Source organism: Cohaesibacter celericrescens (assembly GCF_002866925.1).
GTDB lineage: Bacteria > Pseudomonadota > Alphaproteobacteria > Rhizobiales > Cohaesibacteraceae > Cohaesibacter > Cohaesibacter celericrescens.
Map to the genome: position 1 here is coordinate 26,257 of NZ_PKUQ01000055.1, position 19,842 is coordinate 46,098.

At 51.4% G+C, this 19,842-nt stretch carries 16 protein-coding genes and 2 pseudogenes; 10 read left to right on the forward strand and 8 right to left on the reverse strand.

Annotation, left to right across the window (positions count from 1 at the left end; all coding sequences use genetic code 11):
- The first annotated feature begins 286 nt into the window (after window positions 1-286).
- From C0081_RS21155 to C0081_RS21170, 3 genes and pseudogenes are all read left to right on the forward strand, one after another.
- Window positions 287-1,369: a P1 family peptidase gene (locus C0081_RS21155; protein WP_180966997.1), complete on the forward strand. Its 1,083-nt coding sequence runs from the start codon at window positions 287-289 to the stop codon at window positions 1,367-1,369.
- A gap of 1,018 nt (window positions 1,370-2,387) precedes the next feature.
- Window positions 2,388-3,880, forward strand: a pseudogene (locus tag C0081_RS23920) (DDE-type integrase/transposase/recombinase).
- Window positions 3,840-4,076, forward strand: a pseudogene (locus C0081_RS21170) (PfkB family carbohydrate kinase); the annotation flags it as partial. The pseudogenes C0081_RS23920 and C0081_RS21170, both read left to right, overlap by 41 nt.
- 145 nt (window positions 4,077-4,221) lie before the next feature.
- Here C0081_RS21170 and mgrA read toward each other — a convergent pair.
- The 8 genes from mgrA to C0081_RS21210 form a co-directional block, all read right to left on the reverse strand.
- On the reverse strand, window positions 4,222-5,253 hold the full coding sequence (gene mgrA, locus C0081_RS21175) for an L-glyceraldehyde 3-phosphate reductase (RefSeq protein ID WP_101535735.1): 1,032 nt from the start codon (window positions 5,251-5,253) through the stop codon (window positions 4,222-4,224).
- A 192-nt stretch (window positions 5,254-5,445) separates the two neighbouring features.
- Entirely contained in the window at window positions 5,446-6,384 is a 939-nt protein-coding gene (locus C0081_RS21180; RefSeq protein ID WP_101535736.1) for a LysR family transcriptional regulator, read from the reverse strand.
- Between the two features lie 178 nt (window positions 6,385-6,562).
- Window positions 6,563-7,213 (reverse strand): dihydroxyacetone kinase subunit L, encoded by a 651-nt coding sequence (locus tag C0081_RS21185; protein WP_101535737.1) that lies wholly within the window; start codon window positions 7,211-7,213, stop codon window positions 6,563-6,565.
- Between the two features lie 10 nt (window positions 7,214-7,223).
- Window positions 7,224-8,225 carry a dihydroxyacetone kinase subunit DhaK gene (locus tag C0081_RS21190; protein WP_101535738.1) on the reverse strand — a complete coding sequence of 334 codons (1,002 nt, stop codon included), beginning with the start codon at window positions 8,223-8,225 and terminating at the stop codon, window positions 7,224-7,226.
- A gap of 28 nt (window positions 8,226-8,253) precedes the next feature.
- A complete protein-coding gene (locus tag C0081_RS21195; protein WP_101536041.1) occupies window positions 8,254-9,279 on the reverse strand; it encodes an ABC transporter permease in 1,026 nt (341 codons plus the stop codon).
- A gap of 2 nt (window positions 9,280-9,281) precedes the next feature.
- Complete coding sequence (locus C0081_RS21200; protein ID WP_101535739.1) at window positions 9,282-10,829, reverse strand: sugar ABC transporter ATP-binding protein; 1,548 nt, start codon at window positions 10,827-10,829, stop codon at window positions 9,282-9,284.
- 123 nt (window positions 10,830-10,952) lie between these two features.
- On the reverse strand, window positions 10,953-11,963 hold the full coding sequence (locus C0081_RS21205) for a substrate-binding domain-containing protein (protein WP_101535740.1): 1,011 nt from the start codon (window positions 11,961-11,963) through the stop codon (window positions 10,953-10,955).
- Window positions 11,964-12,009: 46 nt separating this feature from the next.
- Entirely contained in the window at window positions 12,010-13,023 is a 1,014-nt protein-coding gene (locus tag C0081_RS21210) for an ABC transporter permease (protein ID WP_101535741.1), read from the reverse strand.
- Between the two features lie 175 nt (window positions 13,024-13,198).
- On the opposite strand from C0081_RS21210, the gene C0081_RS21215 reads away from it, so the two are divergent.
- From C0081_RS21215 to C0081_RS21245, 7 genes are all read left to right on the forward strand, one after another.
- Window positions 13,199-14,272: a LacI family DNA-binding transcriptional regulator gene (locus tag C0081_RS21215; RefSeq protein WP_101535742.1), complete on the forward strand. Its 1,074-nt coding sequence runs from the start codon at window positions 13,199-13,201 to the stop codon at window positions 14,270-14,272.
- Between the two features lie 81 nt (window positions 14,273-14,353).
- Entirely contained in the window at window positions 14,354-14,848 is a 495-nt protein-coding gene (locus C0081_RS23120) for a DUF2946 family protein (RefSeq protein WP_146006511.1), read from the forward strand.
- 39 nt (window positions 14,849-14,887) lie between these two features.
- Window positions 14,888-16,429: an ABC transporter substrate-binding protein gene (locus C0081_RS21225; protein ID WP_101535744.1), complete on the forward strand. Its 1,542-nt coding sequence runs from the start codon at window positions 14,888-14,890 to the stop codon at window positions 16,427-16,429.
- A gap of 54 nt (window positions 16,430-16,483) precedes the next feature.
- Window positions 16,484-17,425, forward strand: a complete 942-nt coding sequence (locus C0081_RS21230; RefSeq protein WP_101535745.1) for an ABC transporter permease — start codon at window positions 16,484-16,486, stop codon at window positions 17,423-17,425.
- Window positions 17,415-18,278 (forward strand): ABC transporter permease, encoded by an 864-nt coding sequence (locus C0081_RS21235; RefSeq protein ID WP_101535746.1) that lies wholly within the window; start codon window positions 17,415-17,417, stop codon window positions 18,276-18,278. Before C0081_RS21230 ends, C0081_RS21235 begins: the two co-directional genes overlap by 11 nt.
- A complete protein-coding gene (locus C0081_RS21240) occupies window positions 18,272-19,042 on the forward strand; it encodes an ATP-binding cassette domain-containing protein (RefSeq protein WP_101535747.1) in 771 nt (256 codons plus the stop codon). Before C0081_RS21235 ends, C0081_RS21240 begins: the two co-directional genes overlap by 7 nt.
- Window positions 19,036-19,785: an ABC transporter ATP-binding protein gene (locus tag C0081_RS21245; RefSeq protein WP_101535748.1), complete on the forward strand. Its 750-nt coding sequence runs from the start codon at window positions 19,036-19,038 to the stop codon at window positions 19,783-19,785. Before C0081_RS21240 ends, C0081_RS21245 begins: the two co-directional genes overlap by 7 nt.
- Window positions 19,786-19,842 lie beyond the last annotated feature (57 nt).

Genomic DNA, 19,842 nt, shown 5'->3' on the forward strand with positions numbered 1-19,842 from the left:
ATTGTTGCGGTGTACTAGGCCGCTAGAGCCCATTTTGCTAATTTGCTGATATCTGACGAATGACCGCCTTTTTGCCTTTTGTAGCACTTTGATGTGTGCAAAATACTGGACACATTTAGGTATAAAACTATATTCTTCAATGACTGCTTTGATCAGTTGAAACCGCAGCCCTTAGTTGACTTTGTATTTTAGACCATCCCCATCTAAATCGTAATTGGACGCGAATGCTCATTGCGGTTCGGCAATGTTGTTACTTCATCCGCCTAATATGGAGGTTTTTGCCATTATGACATTGCCGATCAGGATACGTGATCTGGGAGTTGAGCCGGGGTTCCTTCCCACGGGCCGTCTGAATGCCATCACGGACGTGCCGGGCGTCAAGGTTGGCCACGTGACAATTCGCGACGGCGATATCTGCACTGGTGCGACTTCGATCTTGCATTGTGAGTCCCAAGACCTGTGGCTGAAGGCGCGTTTTGGTAGCTCCTACGTTCTGAACGGGTATGGCCAAGTCGTTGGCCGAGATTGGTTGCAAGAAAGCGGGTTAATGAACGGGCCGCTTCTTTTAACGTCTTATTTCGGCGTCTCAGCACTGTTGCAGGGGCTGAATTCGATATGCCCCGACACGGCTGCGCACGGCTACACACATCACCTTGTTGCCGAAACATGGGATGGATGGCTAAGTGATCCTATGTCTGGCGCTATTCAGCCAATACATGCGGCTGAAGTTATTGCCAATGCCACATCCGGCCCTGTCACAGAGGGATGTGTCGGCGGCGGAACCGGCATGTCTACCTATGATTTAAAGGCTGGGATCGGAACATCATCGCGCAAGGTTGGGGTAGCAGGGGAGCAATACACTCTAGGTGTTCTGGTACAATCAAACTTCGGCAATCGCCGCAACCTGATGGTGGATGGTATGCATCTGGGCCGCCAAATACCCCATGATATTGTTCCGATGCCCGAAAGAACGCAAGTCCTGCCAAACGAAGACGGATCAATCATCATAGTTGTCGCAACCGATGCCCCCCTGTTGCCGCAGCAATGCGAGGCTTTGAGCCGCCGCGCCACCCTTGGACTCGCTCGGACGGGAGCCATGGCCAACAACGGAAGCGGAGATTTTGCTATTTCTTTTTCGACGGGTAACATGCTCGATGTTCTGTCGCAGACGCCGCACCATGATTTGAAAGCAGTGCCAGCCCGCGAGATGAACTCTCTGTTCCACGCCACAGTTGAGGCGACCGAAGAAGCCATTCTAAACGCCCTTTGCGCTGCCGAAACAACGACCGGTTTTATGAGGCGAACTGTCCATGCCTTGCCACATGATTTGATCCGAAAAGCTGTTTCCGCCCAAAAGAACCGAAGCTAGAAAAGGCGTTTGTTTTTCATTCGAGTAAACGTCCGCTCCGTCCGCTCTCCCGTCATCTACGATGCGAAAATGCTGCGGGCTGCCTGAGTGGCGCTTTTGGCGACGGCATTGCAGCAACCGCCCATCGTCGAGTAATGGGTCGCTTTAACCTGATGAGGGCCGGATTCGGGCGAGTAGAAGCCCTGGTGAGGAAAATAGATTACCTTATTAAATCAATATTTTTTTAATGGGCTGTTGGTGAGTCTGGTGAGATTCGAGCTCACGCTACCTGCCTTCTGAGGGCAGACGATTTTTATGTGATGGAAGCTACTTTCCGAATTCGATATTGGGTTTTTCTTGAATTGGTCTGAATTTGTGAGGATCAATGGAAGGCTGCTATTTTACGAAGTTCCCGCTGGTTCAAAACGAACTTCCCGCTCTTCGATTTCCTGCGGTTTTGATAAGTGGGCAGTCTTTTGACATCGAAGAGGGCACTAGTTCGATTTTAGTTACGCCCATCATCTCCTACTTCATAGTGTGACTCACTTGGAAATTCTAAGCTCCGATTTTTCGGGCAGTTCAAATCGCTAAACTATTGCTTCAGAAAATGGGTTACAAGGCGGTATGGTTCGCTCTGAATAGCAACTTTCAGTGGAGCGAGTGAAACCAACATCAAATAAATCAATATGTTGTCTCAGCTTCCCAAGCTTACGACGAGGGTTCGATTCCCTTCACCCGCTCCACTTATTTTTCAATGACTTAGTTCTGATTTTCAGCAAATATTTTATGCCGTTTTCTACGTATTTTCGTCGCGGTTTCTAGCGCATGCATTAGGGTGATTCCTGTTCTTATCTCCCTGCGCACTTTGCTTGTCCCCATAAATGGCTTGTCCTAAGCTCCTTATAGCATGAGCTAACCTCCCAGGTTTTCTTTGAAGGCGTTCGATAGTTGGACTGTTCCCCATCAGCGCGTGTGGGTTCAAATAGGCTAATTTGCTAAGAGAGAGTTTTTGTCTCATCGTAACCCCATAGGAGTGGGCATGAGACAAACATCAGGCAAAGGGCGCAGCACGTCTGAGAAGATTGTGAAAGACGTCAAGCGTTCAACCCGTAAACAGTATTCAGTCGAAGAGAAAATCCGGATAGTTCTTGATGGCTTGCGCGGGGAAGACAGCGTTGCTGAGCTTTGCCGCAAAGAAGGCATATCCCAAGGCATTTATGACAAGTGGTCCAAGGACTTCATGGAAGCAGGCAAGAAGCGTCTTTCTGGTGATGCGGCGCGTGCTGCGACCACATATGAAGTCAAGGATTTGCGTCGAGAACCCCATAGGTTGAAGGAAGTCCCCTCTCGACGTTTACTTCGCAAATTGTCTGCCGGGCAAAGCTCGCCGAGCAGACTCTGGAGTTACGCCTGCTCAAAAATGCGCGATAGGAACTGGGGAAGACCAGACGCTTACGGAGATAAAACCGCCTGCCAGGTAATAATTGAGATATTCCCCATCTGAGTAGCTTGAGATCATTGATCTGGTTGAGAGCTCACACCAATCGGCTCGGCTGACGCTGGATAAACTTGGTATTCCCCGCACCTCCCTCTATTGTTGGTATGATCGGTATTTACGGCGTGGCGAGGCTGCTCTGGCAGATCAATCACCCAAACCAGCCAAAGTTTGGAACCGGATCCCTGATGACATTCGGGAGAAAGTTGTCACTCTTACACTGGACGGGTCCGAGCCGTCGCCTCGGAAATTGGCCGTGATGTTTACCGATACGGAGCAGTATTTTGTCTCGGAAGTTTCGGTTTGTCGCATTCTCAAGGCCCACGACATGATAACTAGCCCAGCCTATATTGTGGTCACAGCTGCCGCAATCAATCAGCTGTGGCAAACTGATTTTACATATCTCAAAGTCATTGGTTGGGGCTGGTTCTGTCTCAGTACCATCTTGGATGACTATAGCCGATACATCATCTCCTGGAAGCTGTGCACCAACATGAAGACAGAGGATGTCACGGATATCTTAGATTTGGCATTGCAAGCTTCTGGTTGCGATCAGGTTCATGTCGTTCACAAGCCCCGTTTGCTTAGTGACAATGGTTCCAGCTATGTCTCGTCAGGTCTGGCTGATTGGTTGCAAGACAAAGGCATGAAGCATTCTCGCGGGGCTCCATACCACCCGCAAACACAGGGCAAAATTGAACGATGGCATCAAACCCTGAAGAACCGAATTCTGCTGGAAAATTACTTCTTGCCCGGCGATCTTGAACTACAGATTCGGACCTTCATAGACCACTATAACCATCACCGGCATCCGTTGACCGGCAGGCAAGCGAAGCGTCGCCGAGAGGGGTGAGAGCCTAAACAACGTCACACCAGCGGATGTCTATTTGGGCAGGGACAAAACCAATTTGAGGTAACTAGAGATCATCAAACGGGAAACACTCGAAACAAGGCGCTTGCTTAACCGCAAAGACTGTCGCAGATACCGGAACGGCGACATTGGTCACCGTAGGTGGGGATGGCTTGGCATTTTGTGATATTGGTGGCACTGACCATCATGTTCCAACAATTCCGGTCGCCCCCCCCCAGAGCCATGGGGCAGGGGATGTGTTTACCGGAGCGCTCTCTACGGCATTGGCAAGCGGAGTTTCACTGGGTGCCGCCTGCGAGCGAGCCACGCGAGCGGCCTATCTTCATGTTTCGGGGACGAAGCTTGAATCGATTGCCTCTTGATGTCGTCAAGAAAGCCGATGACAAAGTATGATCTTAGTCGATCATGACATTGAATTTGTCTTTGCGAATGGATGGACGAGACATTGTTCATAGCCTCATCCATCACCTTGTGGCAGCAACTCTTTGGCTGCACCTGTTTTATACCTTAGAGTGACGTCGAATCTTTCCAATAATCGGTATCGCTATTTGTGGCATATAGATCAATTTCTGCCAGTTCCTCGGAAGAGAAGGCCAAGTTATCGAGAGCCCCCAAGGAGTTTTCTAGCTGGGCAACGGTGCGTGCGCCGATCAAAGAGGATGACACCCGTTTATCGCGCAGTGTCCAAGCAATTGCCATTTGCGCAAGCGATTGCCCGCGCCGTTCAGCAATCATATTGAGGGATTTGATGCGGCCCAGCAAATCCTCGGTTAGGAACGAGCCGTCGAACATGCGTCCCTTGGTGGCGCGGGTGTCTTGGGGAATGCCATTTAAGTATTTTGATGTCAGTAGGCCTTGCGCCAGCGGCGAAAAGGCAATGCAGCCAGTTCCAAGCTCTTCCAACGTGTTGAGCAGATCTCCTTCAATCCAGCGATTGAACATCGAATAATTGGGCTGATGGATAAACAGCGGCACCCTTTCTTCGCGCAGAATAGCCGCAGCTTTGCGGGTCAACTCCGGCGAATAACTCGAGATGCCGATATAAAGTGCCTTGCCCTGACGGTGCAAATGCGCCAATGCACCCATCGTTTCTTCCAATGGAGTTGTTGCGTCGACACGATGCGAATAGAAAATATCGACATAGTCCAGACCCATGCGTTTCAGTGATTGATCAAGGCTCGCGATAAGATATTTCCTGCTGCCACCAATACCACCGTAAGGGCCTGGCCACATGTCCCATCCGGCTTTGGTCGAGATGATCATCTCATCGCGATAGGGAGCAAAATCCCGAGCCATCACCAGCCCAAAATTTTCCTCAGCCGAGCCAAATGGAGGGCCATAATTGTTTGCCAGATCAAAATGGGTAACGCCCAGATCAAAAGCACGGTGCAGGATTGCCCGTCCGGTTTCAAAAACATCGACGCCGCCGAAGTTTTGCCACAGGCCCAGTGAAATCGCTGGCAAATCAATGCCGCTGCGACCGCTCCGGCGATAGTTCATATTGGTGTTGTAACGTTCAGCTGCTGCTGTGTATGACATGTCTTGCACCCTTTAAATTCTCGATTTGAGCCACGCGTCAGGCTTGTCGTGGTTGCCCTGCCGCCTCAAACCATATGCTGTTTGCATGATAGGTTTCTTGGCCATCGGAACAATGGAAATAGTGTCAGTATTGGCTCAATGTTGCGTTGAGGAAAAATCAACAATGAGCGGGTAGAGCGCTTGTCTCTTGGGTTAAGCGGAAGACAAGCTGCTTGTTGCCAGCCGTGTTAGGCCTTGATCTTCTCGAATAAGATCAATCAGTTCGTGCAAACCAGACGGCACCTGCCTGCGGCTGGGATAGTAAATAGTGAAGGGGGGGCCTTCAGAAGCCCAGTCTGCGAGAACAATTTCAAGTTTGCCTTGCTTGACCTCTTGGCGCACACGATGCTCTAGACAATAGGCAAACCCAATGCCGCTAAGCGCCGCATCGATTGCCTGTTCGGTTTCATTAGCACAAATAGGCCCTCGTACATCAATCTGGACGAGATCGGCTCCGTTTCCCAACTCCCAAGGATAGCGGCGATTGTCGCCAGTGCGCATTTCGATGCAAGGCATTTTCAGTAAGTCTTGCGGGGTGCCGGGGAGTCCAAAGCGTTTGGTCAACATGGGCGCGGCGACCACGACCCATTGCAGCGGTTTAGAAAGTGCTACGCCGATCATGTCTTGAGGCACCCGGTCCCCATAGCGAATGCCCGCATCAAAGCCTTGGGCGACAATGTCAACCAAATGATCGTCAATGGCTAAGTCCAGCTGCATGTCCGGGAATTGCTCGATATAGGAGGGAAGAATTGGCCCAATGATCAGTTTTGCCGCGTCTCTGAGCGCGTTCAAACGCAATCGACCGTTTGGTGTATCTCTGTGCAGCGCCAAAGCATTCAGCGCGTCATCAATGGACTGCAAACCGATCTCAAGGTGGGCTGCCAGCGCAGAGCCTGCTTGTGTGGGGATAAGCGATCGGCTTGTTCTGTTGAGCAGCCTGACGCCAAGCGTGGCTTCAAGCTTTCGCAAGCGGTGGCTGATCGCCGATGTGGAAACGCCAAGCTCAATAGCGGCTTGGCTCATGCTTTGCCGCCGAACGATGGTGACAAAAACATTCAAATCTGCGAGCAACGATCTGTCGAATGTGCGCAATGCAGAGCCTCATGGTTTCACTCAGTCGTGTGGAATATCCATATGTTAGCGGATTTGAGGACAAAAACCAAAAATCCGTATCGGGCCGTTACAGACAGCAACGGGGCACCCCACAAAGGGAGGGCGCCCCGTTGTTCAATTTGAAATAACCCAAAATCTGGATTGGATTAAAGGGCGATCACCCTGCTGAGGCCATATCCTGCATGAAGAGGTTTAACTCCTCGACCAGAATAAAAGCAACCGTACCGCCAGCATCCTGTACGCCACGGGACTTTTCCTGAAACGCGGCAGCTTTGCCATGTTGTGCTACGAGATCCTTAGTGGCCTCAAGCGCATCGGCTGCAACTTTTGCGCTTGCCTTGGTCGCCATTTCAAGATCAGCGCCGTCCGCAGCCTGTGCTTCAAAGCAGCGGGCAATCGGGTCTAACACATCCAGTACAGTTTTGTCCCCGAGCGCTGCTTTGCCGCGGTGTGCAACACCTTTGGCATAAGCGTCCCAGAAGGCAGCGAGCGCAGCTGCGTCCAAATTTTTTGCATCCGCCAAAGCCTTGGAACCATGCAAAAAGCCAGTTGCCATCAGCGTGCCCATGGTGGAAGGGGCCGCTTTAGCAATCGCCGCTCCTGCAGCTTTCATTTGCGTTGGCAAATCTGGCTCCGCAAGGGCAGCAACGGCGTCACGCGCAGCAATAAAAGCCTTTGACATGGTAAGCCCCAGATCACTGTCACCAACCTTGCCGTCCAATTCGATCAGTGCATCCCGTTCGGCCTGAAACCGTGTGGCCAAGCGGGGAAAAAGGCCTGAGACCAATTGTGGCTCAAGAGATTTCATCTTTTGGTCCTCAGTTAGAGAAATGCTTGAAGAAAGGAGTGTTTGTCTCAGCAGCGATCAGCGGTTCCAGCTCATCATCCAAATGAAGGACCGAAATCGAGAAGCCTGCCATCTCCATAGAGGTGGCGAATTCGCCAAGCCAGACATGGCGGATTTTGACACCTTTTTCATCCATCAACTGTCCAAGCCGGCGATAAAGAATGTAGAGCTCTTCAAGAGGTGTGCCGCCCAAACCATTCATCAGCACAGCGACTTCGTCTCCCTTTGCATAATTTTGTTCTGCAAAGATGCGATCCATCATTTCATCAACCACAGCGTCGGCTGGGGCCAGCTTCTTGCGTGAAATGCCCGGTTCGCCATGGATTCCCATGCCGATTTCCATTTCATCTTCGCCGATCTGGAAACTGGCTTTGCCAATTTCAGGAACGATACAGGCCGACAGGGCGACGCCCATGGTGCGTGTCCGCTCTTTGGCCTTCTCGGCGATGCGCTTGACCTCTGCCAGTGGTTTCATTGCAGCAGCAGCGGCACCTGCGGCTTTATAGAGGAAAAAGATCCCTGCCACACCGCGGCGCTTATGTTCTTCCCCCACCACGGAGGAAGCAACATCATCGTTACCGACAACAGCAGCGGTTTCGATATCATCCAGTTCAGCCAATTCGCTGGCCATGTCAAAATTCATGATATCGCCGGTGTAATTGCCATACAGATGCAGCACGCCTGCACCTTGATCAACATATTTGGTGACTTCCAAAAGCTGATCGGAACTTGGAGACTGGAACACGCCGCCAACACCACAGCCATCCAGCATATTCTTGCCAACAAAACCAAGGAAGGTTGGCAAATGTCCAGAACCGCCGCCGGTTACAATGCCGACTTTCCCGGGAACCGGATTGGCGGTGACATAGCAGCGCTTGTCGTCATTGGCATAAGTGACTTCGGGATGGGCGCGGTAGATACCCTCCAGCATCTCATCAACAAAGTCTTCGGGATTATTCAGGAATTTTTTCATCGGTTTGACTTTCGAGTTTTGACTAATGTCACTTCTGACGTTTAACGAAGAAGGCTGCTGCGAGGAGGATAAACAAGCCACCCACAACGCGCTGCCAGGTGCTTGGAATGCCAACCAAGACGAGGCTGTTATTGACGACCGTAATCAACAACACACCCGTGACCGTACCAAACACCGAGCCTGTGCCGCCCGTGATGCGGGCCCCACCCAGCACCACCGCTGCAATGACTTCGATCTCGGTGCCAACAAGATCAAAGGGGTTGGCCATGCGGTTGGCGCACACATGGATAATCCCTGCCAAACCGGCCAAAGCACCGGTGAAAGCAAAGACGAAGGTGTGGACGAGACGTTGATTATACCCCAAACGCGCCGCAATGTCGGCATTGCCGCCGGTTGCAAAAATAGCCCGTCCCATCATGGTCTTGTTGAACATGACCCAGGTGAGCACCGCTGCTGCGGGGAAAAACAGAAAATAGAGTGGCAGAGACACAGTCGCACCATTGGCGCTGTCAAAGTGCAATAGAGACGCTTTGCCGAAATCCACCATCTGCGGTGGCAGCTCCATCAACCAGACTGTTCCAACAAAGGCCAGCAAAACGCCACGAAACAGATATTGCGTGCCGATTGTGACAATCAGGGAAGGCACCTGAAGGGTATGCACCAGCCGACCATTGAGCGCACCCAGAATTGCCCCACCGACAATCGCGATACAAATAATCAATGCTACCGGAGCTGTGGGGTAAATATTGATGACGAACAGCGTCAGGGAATACATCGTCAAGGCAGCAATCGCTGTGAAGGAGACATCGATGCCCCCCACAGCCAAAATAGCAAAGACCCCCAGAGCAAATAGGCCGGTAACCACACTTGCCCGCGCCATATCAACCAGCGAGGACGCTTGCAAAAAGGTAGGGTTGGCCGTCGCGATAATCACACAAATGGCGATCAGGATCGACAGGCTGACCAACTCTGGACGGCGCCGGAACAGCGCTCCTATGCTGCGGGGTTTGCGCTCGGGTAGGGGCGCCGCGGGATTAGGCAATTCTTGAACCATGGTCATTCCGCAACCTCTTGGTAACTGGCTAACATCGAATTATAGATCCGTTCCTCATTGGTCGTGGCTGCATCAAGCTCGTCGACGACCCGACCTCGGTTCATGACAAGAATGCGGTCGCAATTCTGCAACAATTCTGGCAAATCATCGGATACAATGATCAGACTGATGCCGCGTTCTGCCATCGCTTGCACGGCACGATAGATCGAGTCTTTGGAGCCGACATCCACGCCGACTGTCGGGCCGTGTAACACTAGTATCTTGGGCTCGATACTGAGCCAGCGCCCTATCAGCACACGCTGCTGGTTGCCGCCCGACAAAGCCCCGACAGGCAGGTCGATATCGCTGGTATTGAGTGTCATGTGTTCCGATATATTGCGGGCAGCTTCACGTCCCTTTTTTGCATCAATCATGCCGAAGCGATTGAGGAGATCATCAAAGATCAACGTGACTTCGTTTTCATAAATCGACTTGTCGATAAACAGCCCTTCGGACAAGCGGTCTTCGGGTACATAACCAATGCCTTGCTTGATCGCACTGGCGGGAGACGCAATCTGCGTCGCCTGATCCTCGATTTCGATCTGCCCATGGGTCAACTCAAGGTGGCCCGTCATTGCCAAGGCCAGCTCATTGCGGCCAGAATCAGACAGGCCTGTGATGCCGAGAATTTCGCCCATTTTCAGCGAAAAACTGATGTCGTAAAATGCGTCACCTGATCCTGCATTGCTCAGGCGAAGCATCTCTTTGGTCTGCGGAGTGCCTGTACGATAGCGTTGGGACTCGATCTCACGACCGGTCATAAGGTGGGACAGATCAGCGCGGGAATAATCGGCGATGTTGCCTTGAGCGACGCATTGGCCGTCACGGAAAACAATAACCTGCCCACCGATGCGATAGCTCTCTTCGAGTTTGTGGGTGACGAACAACACGGCAACATCTTGTGCCCTGAGTTTTGCCACCAATTCAATCAGTGCATCGACTTCCTTGCGTGTCAGCGATGTGGTCGGTTCATCCATGATGACCAGTCGCGCCTTGCATGCAATCGCACGGGCAATCGCCACGCGCTGCCGGACAGCGAGTGGCAAGTCTGCGGTGGGGGAGCTCATCAACGCTTTGTCAGGCACCAGCCCGACATTGAGAATTGCTTCGCGCGCAGTCTCTTTAAGGAGTTTTTTGTCGAGCGGGCGCAATAAGCTGCCCTTGCCTGAAACCAATTGTTGGCCCAGCGCAACATTTTCTTCAACGGTCAGGTTCGGCAACAATGACAGATCTTGATAAACCGTTTCAACGCCTGCCTCCAATGCCTGGATCGGTGACAATTGCCCATAGGATTTGCCGTCGAGAATGATTTCGCCTTCACTAGGCGCGTGCACACCTGAGATGATTTTGATTACGGTGCTCTTGCCGCAGCCGTTTTCACCCAACAGATGGTAAGCCTCGCCGGGGTCGATCACCATATCGACACCACGCAATGCATGCACACCACCGAAGCGCTTGTGAATGCCACGAAGCTCCAACAAATGCGTAGAGAGAGAGGGTAATTGGGACATGCTTTAGATTTTCCGTCACAGTGGTTTGCGGCCAGCAGGCCACGTCACCCATCGCGATTTCTGAGTTGGAATGGTCCCGACCGGCCTCATACTTAAGGGGCCGGTCGGGTTTTAGGCAGACCTCTAGAACAAATATTCTTTGTAGGTGTCTTTGTCGGCCAGAACCATGCCGTTGCCGACTACGAGAAGGCCGTCGCCAGCACCCTTGGTGACGGTCACTTTTTCATAACCTTCTACGCCAAGATCCATGCCATCAACGATTTTGCCACCAGCCAGAAGCGTCTTGGCAACCGAGTTCATGGCCATACCGGCTTTCTGTGGATCCCAGAAACCAATTGCGGTGATTGCGCCGCTATCAAGATAGGCTGCGGAAGGATTAGGAAGACCGGTACCAACCAGACAGATTTTGCCAGCCAAACCAGCTTCTTCAATAGCCCGGCCAACGCCAAGAACGTCGTTACCTGCGGATGTCTGGAAGCCTTTCAAATCAGGATGTTTACGCAAGATTTCTTTGGCTTTTTCATAGGTGCCATTGGCATCATCAAAGGACTCGTTGTTTGGATCAACCAGAACCATTTCCGGATGTTTCTTGGCATTTTCTTCGCCAGCTCCAACCCACTGCATGTGAGTGCGGCTGCCGAGTGAGCCTACAAACGTCGTCCATTTGCCTTTGCCGCCCATGCACTCAGCCAACCGCACATTCATTGCTGCGCCATAAGCGGAGTTATCAAAGGCTTCAACGTCAACCATGGTGTTTTTCTGGTTGTCGGCCTCATGGGTAACAACAATTGTACCGCGATCCATGGCGCGTTTAAGCAGGCCTTCGATAATGGCCGGATCCATAGGAACGATAGCAAGTGCATCGGTGCCTTTGGCAATCAAATCCTGAATGATCTGAAGCTGCTGGGCGGAGTCGGCTGTTGCGGGTCCAACCTGTTTGATGTCCATGTCAGGATTGGCTTCGGCAAATTTCTTTACGCCGGTATGCATACGGTCAAACCAGGGAATGCCACTGATTTTGACGACAGTCGTGATCGACTTGCCTTCTTGTGCAATGGCCGCGTGTGAGACCATACCCATTGCAGTCACAATAGCTGCTGCAAATAGGCCCGACTTTTTAAGATACTGGTTCATTGGTTATCCTCCCAGACGATATGAAATATTTCCCTCTGATGTGTAATCAGGTCTTCGAAGCGTGAGGGTCCCGTCTCGAAGAAAGCAGTGTGTTGAAATAGTCAACGAGCGCCAAACGGTTGACGAACAAGAAGCACAGCAAAAGTGCACCCCAAGCCAAATCGCGCACGAAGTTGGAAAGCCCAATAAAGTTGAGCAAGCTAGACAGCAATTGAAGAATAATTGCCGATAGAACGACATTGATCACACGGCCGTGCCCGCCATCGGGTTTAACCCCAGCCATAACGGCAACCAGAATAGCAATCAGCAAGTAAGTTGTTCCGTAATCCCATTTCACGTTGACATTGCGGGCTGCGATGATGAGACCGGCCAGTCCTGCCAAAAGACCTGAGAGAGCATAGGTCACTGTGACAATGCGAAACCTCGAAAATCCACTAAACTCCGCTGCTTTGGGATTGGCCCCAGTCATCATCAACTTCACCCCATAGGGCGTGTAACGCAGCACCACACCAAGGACCAAAGCAACCGCAATGAACATCAGGAAGCTAATTGGAATGTCGTAAAAATACCCATTGCCGATTTCATACAATGGCTCGGGTGACCCGATGCGCACAGCACGCCCACTGGACAGAACAACTGTAATACCCGTGAAGAGCATTTGTGTTCCAAGAGTGCATAGGATCGGGGTGATACCCAGTCGTGAGATAATGAGACCATTTAGCGCCCCGCCAATCAAACCAACCACCATACAGCCAACAGCGAATGTGACTGTGAACAGGATTGGCGCCTCTGCGACCGGAAAGATCGACATGGCAAAAAGCCCCGAAGCCACACCCGCCATATTGGCCATGGCTATCCCGGAGAGATCAATACCGCCATCCCCTGCACACATTGCCAACATAACGCCAATGGCAAGAAATCCGATTTCTGGGACTTGGCTGCCCATTGATTGAATATTGAAAAGCGACAGATAAGTGCCGCCAGACATGATTCCCCCGGTGATAAGAAGGATCACGATTAGCATGACTAGAAGAACCAAGTTACCATCTGGCTTGCGCATGCTCTTCCTCGTATTTAGTGATTATTACGTTGAATTTAGTAAACTGATAGCATAGTGTTTAGTAACGTTCAACAGCTTTTTACGAATGATCGCACCTAGTTCACATAGGCTTGTATAGGCACTCGTTCTTGGTGTATCAGCGTAATGCAGGAAACAGGAGTGGGTTCGCCAGCGGATGGAACTTGATATAAAAAAAACGGCGACGCTCCGACATGTCGCGGAGTTGGCGGGTGTTTCAGCCTCGACAGCCTCTCTTGTCCTAAACCGCAAGGGAGATATTTCGGAGGCAACCCGCAACCGTGTCTTGCAGGCGATGGAACAGCTAAACTATGTTCCAAGGGATCCGCGCGCAAAGAGCGAGGCTCTTAGCCCGGACGCGCAAAATACCGTTCGTTTTCTCAAGATTGCGCGCCACGGTCAAACTGTGAACCTGGATCACAACATCTTCATTTCCGACTATATTGACGGGATGTCGAGCGAAGCAACGCGCCGAGATTATTCCTTACAGGTCGTCACACATGAAAATGAAAGCATCGGTAGCATCGTTGAAGGGCTGATCGGGGCTGATTTGAGAGGAATCATCGCGCTGGGTACAGAATTGTCGGACGAAGATCTCCAGACGATTTTGGATTGCGGTCTGCCTAATGTGATTATCGATACACACCGCCCTTTTATGAAGGGGAATTTTATCGATATGGACAACAACCAGCTTGTCTGTAGCGCGCTGGAATATTTAAAAAACCAGAATTTTTCTCGGATAGGTCTGGTCGGCAGTTACAGTTCAGTGATGAACTTCAAGCTTCGTCAAGACGCATTCCGGCGCAGTATGAAGGCTCTGGGGCTACCGGTTGATCCTGCGTATTTATTGTCTGTTGCCTCGACAATCGACGGTGCTTATTCGGATTCTGTCAAACAGTTGGCCGACAGTAGCGATATTGCCGAAGCCTACCTCTGTGCGAACGATGTTATTGCGTTTGGCTTCATCCGTGCCCTGCGAGAGCGTGGATTGTCGGTTCCAAATGATGTTTCAGTCATCGGAATTGATAATCTTCACATGGCCGCAGCCTTCGACCCACCGCTAACATCACTAAACTTTTCTAAAAAGAGAATAGGGGCCATGGCGGTTCGCATTCTCGACGATCTGATAGCCATTGATGAACCGCAACCGCCCGTTAAAGTTTTGGTCTCGGGTGAATTGGTGTTGCGAGATAGTGTTAAAGAGCTGCCCAAGGTCAATAAACGAAGCTAGTTTTTTCATAAGCAGCGCACAGTGATGTCCGGGCAAGGCGCCGTGATATAGCATTTTGCTCGTGCGTCAGCATGAATAAGCTTGCGAGGTGGCAAGCTCAAACCCAGCGTTGCTCGGACGGGTCAACGGTCCTGTTTTCTGTTGCTTGACCCCATCGTACCTACTACGTATGCTGCGCAGAATGGAGCCGAACGTTGCGGCTGTTCTAGTCTGGAAATTCTATTGCGCGCACTTGGCCTCTTTTTAGCGTTCTGGCTGGTCTTCTTAGGGGCAACCCATACCCCTGGGGCGATGTTGGTGAAACAGAATGGCACGATCACCTTTGTGATCTGCCATGCTGATGGTGCCACGACAATTGAAGTACCAGTTGATGCTGACGACACAAACGACAAAAATCGCCAGCGCAGTTGTGATTTTTGTCTGAAGCATGTTCAGGCACTTGCTGCCAACAGCATCCAGATGAATTTTGCTTTGCATGTATCGGACCAAGCCGTCCTGATGCGGAGAAAGCATCTTGCCTTCATCGATATCCACCCCGGCATCTTGGGACCAAGAGCGCCACCCATTCGGGCTTGATATTTCACCCATCTGAAAAATCAAATCCGAGGAATTTCTATGTCTAAATCCGTTATGGCGGCGCTGCTGGCGTCTGCTCTCTTTGGTGTTGTATCCATCTCGTCTGTGCATGCAGAAACCGCATTGACCATCGCTGTCAAGGCTGACCGTTACAGCGTCAAGGCTGATAAATTTACATTTACCACCCGACGTCCGGCAGCGCAGATTGCTGAAACGGCAGTGAAGCCTGATGCCAATTTCAACCCCGGTCCGCTGCTGTTCAAAGAGTGGGCCTACAAGGATGGTCTCTATACTGTAACCTTGCAGGAGGGTGTGAATTGGTCTGACAGAACCCCGTTCAACGCAGATACCGCAATTGCATCCTTTAAGCTTTACGATCAGAACAAATCTGATTTTTTACAGCTCGATCAAGAGAGTTTCAAGAAACTTGGCGAGTATCAGATCTCCTTTCGTTCAGAGGTAGAATCGTCGTTGGTCATTGAGAATATGACCCACCGGGGAGCTTCGATGTTCTTACCGTCGAAAACCCATACGGAAAATCCAATTGGCACAGGTCCTTACCTGCTGGATAAATACGAGCCTAAAAAGCTGATTACAGTTGTGCGTAACCCTGATTATTGGGGCGAGGCACCTACAATTGACAAACTGACGTTCCGCTTCATCGGCGATGACAATGCCCGCTTGTTGGCGTTGCAGAATGGTGAAGTGGACGTTATTGGCGAGGTTACGCCACAAATGATGTTGTCTATGCCACAAGATGGCTCGGTTGTATTGCATGAGAGTCGGCCAATACGCTATGTGGCGCTTGCGTTCAACATGCTTGGGAAGGCGCCATTTGATATTGGTAGAGATCTTAAAGTGCGACAGGCGCTGGCCTATGCGATTGATCGTAACACGCTAGCGCAGGTGCTTTATGGTGGGCGAGGTCTACCTGCCAAGACCATCCTGCCTGGTTGGATGTTTGGCCTAGGGGATAATCACGCGGTTGGTTTTTCCTATGATCTCACCCGCTCCAAGGCGCTACTGCAAGAAGCTGGCTGGATCATGGGCGACGATGGCATACGCGAAAAGGACGGTCGCAAACTGAAATTGCGCCTTGTTGCTGCTTACCCCAATGTTTCAACTGTCAAACCCATGCCAGAGATGCTTGAACAAATGTTTGCGAGCATCGGTGTTGATATCGAACTAATCGAAGTCGAAGATAGTGGTGTCTATAACGACACATATTTTGGCCCCGGTGCCGCAGACCTCTATCTGGAGTTTGCCTCCAATAACAACACTGATCCGACCTATCTGCTCTATAATGTCTTCACGACAATGAGCCCTTGGGGCTATAAAGTGACAGCACCCGGCGGCAATGTTGATAAATTAGCAAAGGCATCACGTGTCGCCAGCAACCGTGATGAGGTTATAGACCTTGTGCGTGAAGCCTATCGTTCAATCGTGGATGATCATGTTTCCTCGATTCCAATTTTGTTGGTGCCCAACTTCACTTTGTCACGCCCTGGAATCAAAGTACCCATGTCCGAATATGCGGACTGGATAGACTATGGCCACACAACTATCTCTCCCCCAAAGTAACGCCTTACTTCTGGCAGTGCCCGCTGTTGGACGCTGCCATTTTTGGATTCAGCTATGTTGCGTTTTGTTTTAATGCGTTTGGCCTCGGCGCTACCCACCCTGTTGGGTATGTCATTTGTGGCCTTTGCCATTGTTGCCTTGGCTCCGGGGGACCCAATCACTCAGGAGTTGCGAACCTTCGGGGTTGTTCCTACGCCTGAGGATCTTGCAGCTTTGAAGGCTCAATATGGCTTGGATAAACCGTTTTTCGAGCGGTATTTTCTTTGGCTTCTAAGAGCACTGCAATTTGATTTTGGCGATTCCATTGCAAGCGGGCGGCCGGTTATGACCGAAATTGGCCTGCATTTGCCTGCCACATTGCTTTTGTCCCTCACATCACTTGCAGGAGCGATTGGGCTGTCTCTCTTCTTTGGTATTGCCGCTGTGAGCACAGCGACTGTCGCCGCAGGGCTTCTGCGTGCCTTAACTATATTGCTGGTTTCTGTGCCATCTTTTTGGCTCGCGCTGGTGCTGATTTATGTGTTTGTTCTCAATTTGGGGTGGGCGCGCTTGGTCGGAGATGGCCGTTGGCATGATCTGATTTTGCCTGCCCTCACATTGAGCCTTGGAGCAGGAGCCACTTTGGGGCGCGTCGTGCGCGAGAGAATACGATCCGAGATGTGTCAGGACTATGTGCGACTTGCCATTGCCAAGGGGGTGCCACCTTCCACGATATTGGTCCGGCATATTACCCCACAAATCATAGGCCCCCTCGCAACCGCATGGGCCAGTACATTTGGAGCGCTTTTAGGTGGTGCAGTGATCGTCGAAAGCATTTTCGGCTGGCCCGGGTTAGGACAATTAATTCTGCAAGCAATCGGCCAGCGGGATTATCCGGTGATCCAGGCATACCTCATTCTTGGGGGGCTCATTTTTTTTATAACCAGCTTTATCGCAGACTTCGTTGTAACGCTGGCTGATCCGCAATTGAAACGGAAACTGCGTCATGGCCGATAGCATTCCGATGACAAAGCCGACACCGTTGGGATCTTTAGGTCTTGGCTCTGTCGGTCTGGTAGCAGGGACAGGCCTGCTTGCTTTGTATGTTTTGCTCTGGTTTGCCAGCCCATATCTATTCCTGCCGGGGCCTGACAAAATGGACTTATTGGCGCGCTTGTCTGCGCCTTCTCATGTGCATCTCCTAGGCACAGATCATTTGGGACGTGATGTGTTGGCCCGCATTGTTGCAGCAATTCCCGTGTCTTTGGGTGCATCCTTGCTCACCATGTTTGGAATTTTTGCCATCGCGTTGCCGTGGGGGCTGTGCGCGGGATTGCTGGAGGGACGAATAGACGCGTTGATGATGCGGCTTGCCGATATCATCATGGCCTTCCCAACACTGATCCTGACATTGGCCATCATCGGTTTTATGGGCGCATCTCTGGAGGCGGCGATCATCGGCGTGGCTGTTGCTTGGTGGCCTTCCATGGCCCGCCTTGTTCGTGCACTTGTTCTCTCAGCCAAGGAGAAAGATTTTGTAAAAGCCGCCCGACTTGGCGGTGCATCGCGAATGCGGGTCGTATTCTATCATATCCTGCCACAGATCTTGCCGCCGCTTGCTGTGATTGTTTCTCTCGAAACTGCGTCGGTGTTGCTGGCCTTGTCGGGTTTAAGCTTTCTTGGCATCGGAGCGCAACCGCCAATGGCAGAGTGGGGAGCGATGCTTAATGACGCGCGATCGTTCTTTGCACAAGCACCGCATATGTTTGTGGCTCCCGGAGTAGCTGTAACCTTGGCCGTTTTGGCTTTCAATTTGATTGGCGAAGGCCTGCGGGATTTGTTGGACAAAAGGGAGCCTTACAGATGGTAGCAGCCTTACTCGACGTTCAGAATCTCAGTGTCATTGCGCCAAACGGAACCCTTCTGCTGGATCAAATCAGCTTTAGCCTTGGCAAAGGAGAAAAATTGGGGCTGATTGGTGCCAGTGGTAGCGGAAAATCCATGATCGCAGCGACCCTTTGTGGTCTGTTGCGTCCTCCGCTGCGCGTGCTGAGCGGAAAAATCCTGTTAGATGGTCAGAATATCTTGGCCTTTGATCCAAAGGCTTGGCGGTCTTTGCGAGGTTCATCCATCTTTCAGATTTTTCAATCTCCGGCAACGGCTCTGTCTCCCGCTGTGAAGGTCGGTGTGCAATTAAAGGAAGCTGCAAAACGTGCTGGCCGAGATAGCAAGTCCTGCTTGCCGAACGCTTTGGACGTGGTCCAATTGCCCGTTTGGGTACAAGACAATTACCCCTATCAACTCAGTGGAGGCATGAAACAGCGTGTTTTGATTGCCATGGCGCTGATCCTTCGTCCCAACATCCTGATCGCAGACGAGCCAACAACTGGTCTGGATGTTCTCACCGAACGGGATGTGCTTCAGGCCCTAACCATTATGGCAAAAGAAACAGGAGCTTCGCTTTTGTTCATAAGCCATGATTTGCGGGCCGTCAGCCATGTCGTGGACCACACGTTGGTATTGTCTTGTGGCCAGATCTCGGATGCACTCTCTGTTGCAGACATAGGTGTATCGGAATCACCCAAAGTGCGGGAATTGGCCATGGCGGCAAGGGATCTTGGATTAAAATGCTGACGATTAGCAACTTGCACAAGAGTTTTCACGACCAACCTGTTCTCAGGGGTATTGATTTGAAACTGGAAGCTGGCGAAATTGTTGGTCTTATCGGGCGCTCGGGTAGCGGTAAATCAACGCTGGGACGCTGCATGGTCGGTCTTGAAACGGCGCAAAGCGGCGAGGTTCTACTGCAAGGGCAAAAGATTGTATTTGGTCAGGTAGAAACCCGGCGAAGGGTGCAATATTTGTGGCAGGATCCGGTTCAGGCACTCAGCCCGTTTCTGTCGGCTCACGCAACAGTGTTGGAAACACTGAACGGGTTTCGAATTGGTGACAAACAAGATCGAAACGAGCACGCTGGGAAGCTATTGGATGGTTTTGGAATAACAAAAGAGCTGTCCACTAGGAGACCCCACATGCTGTCCGGAGGACAATGCCAACGTGTTGCCATGGCAAGGGCCGTTGCCGCACAGCCGGATGTCCTCATCCTTGATGAGCCTTTCTCTTCACTGGATCTGGTTACCCAGCTGTCAACCATGCAGCTCTTGGAGCGAATTCATGCGACCAGGCCGCTCACCATTTTGATCATCAGCCATGATCTGGCGCCATTGTTGCGCCTGTGCAAACGAATTGCCGTCCTTGATCAAGGACGTATCGCCGAAGAACTGCCCAAAGATGATTTTCTCAAGGGCGCCAGTCACGCCCTGTCTCGCGCTTATGTTGAGCAATTGCAGGGGGGGGGGGGGGATGCTAACCTGTAGAATCTCATTTGATGCTGCCAAGCGTCGCGCAATTTATGTAAATGCTCAGCCGAGCCC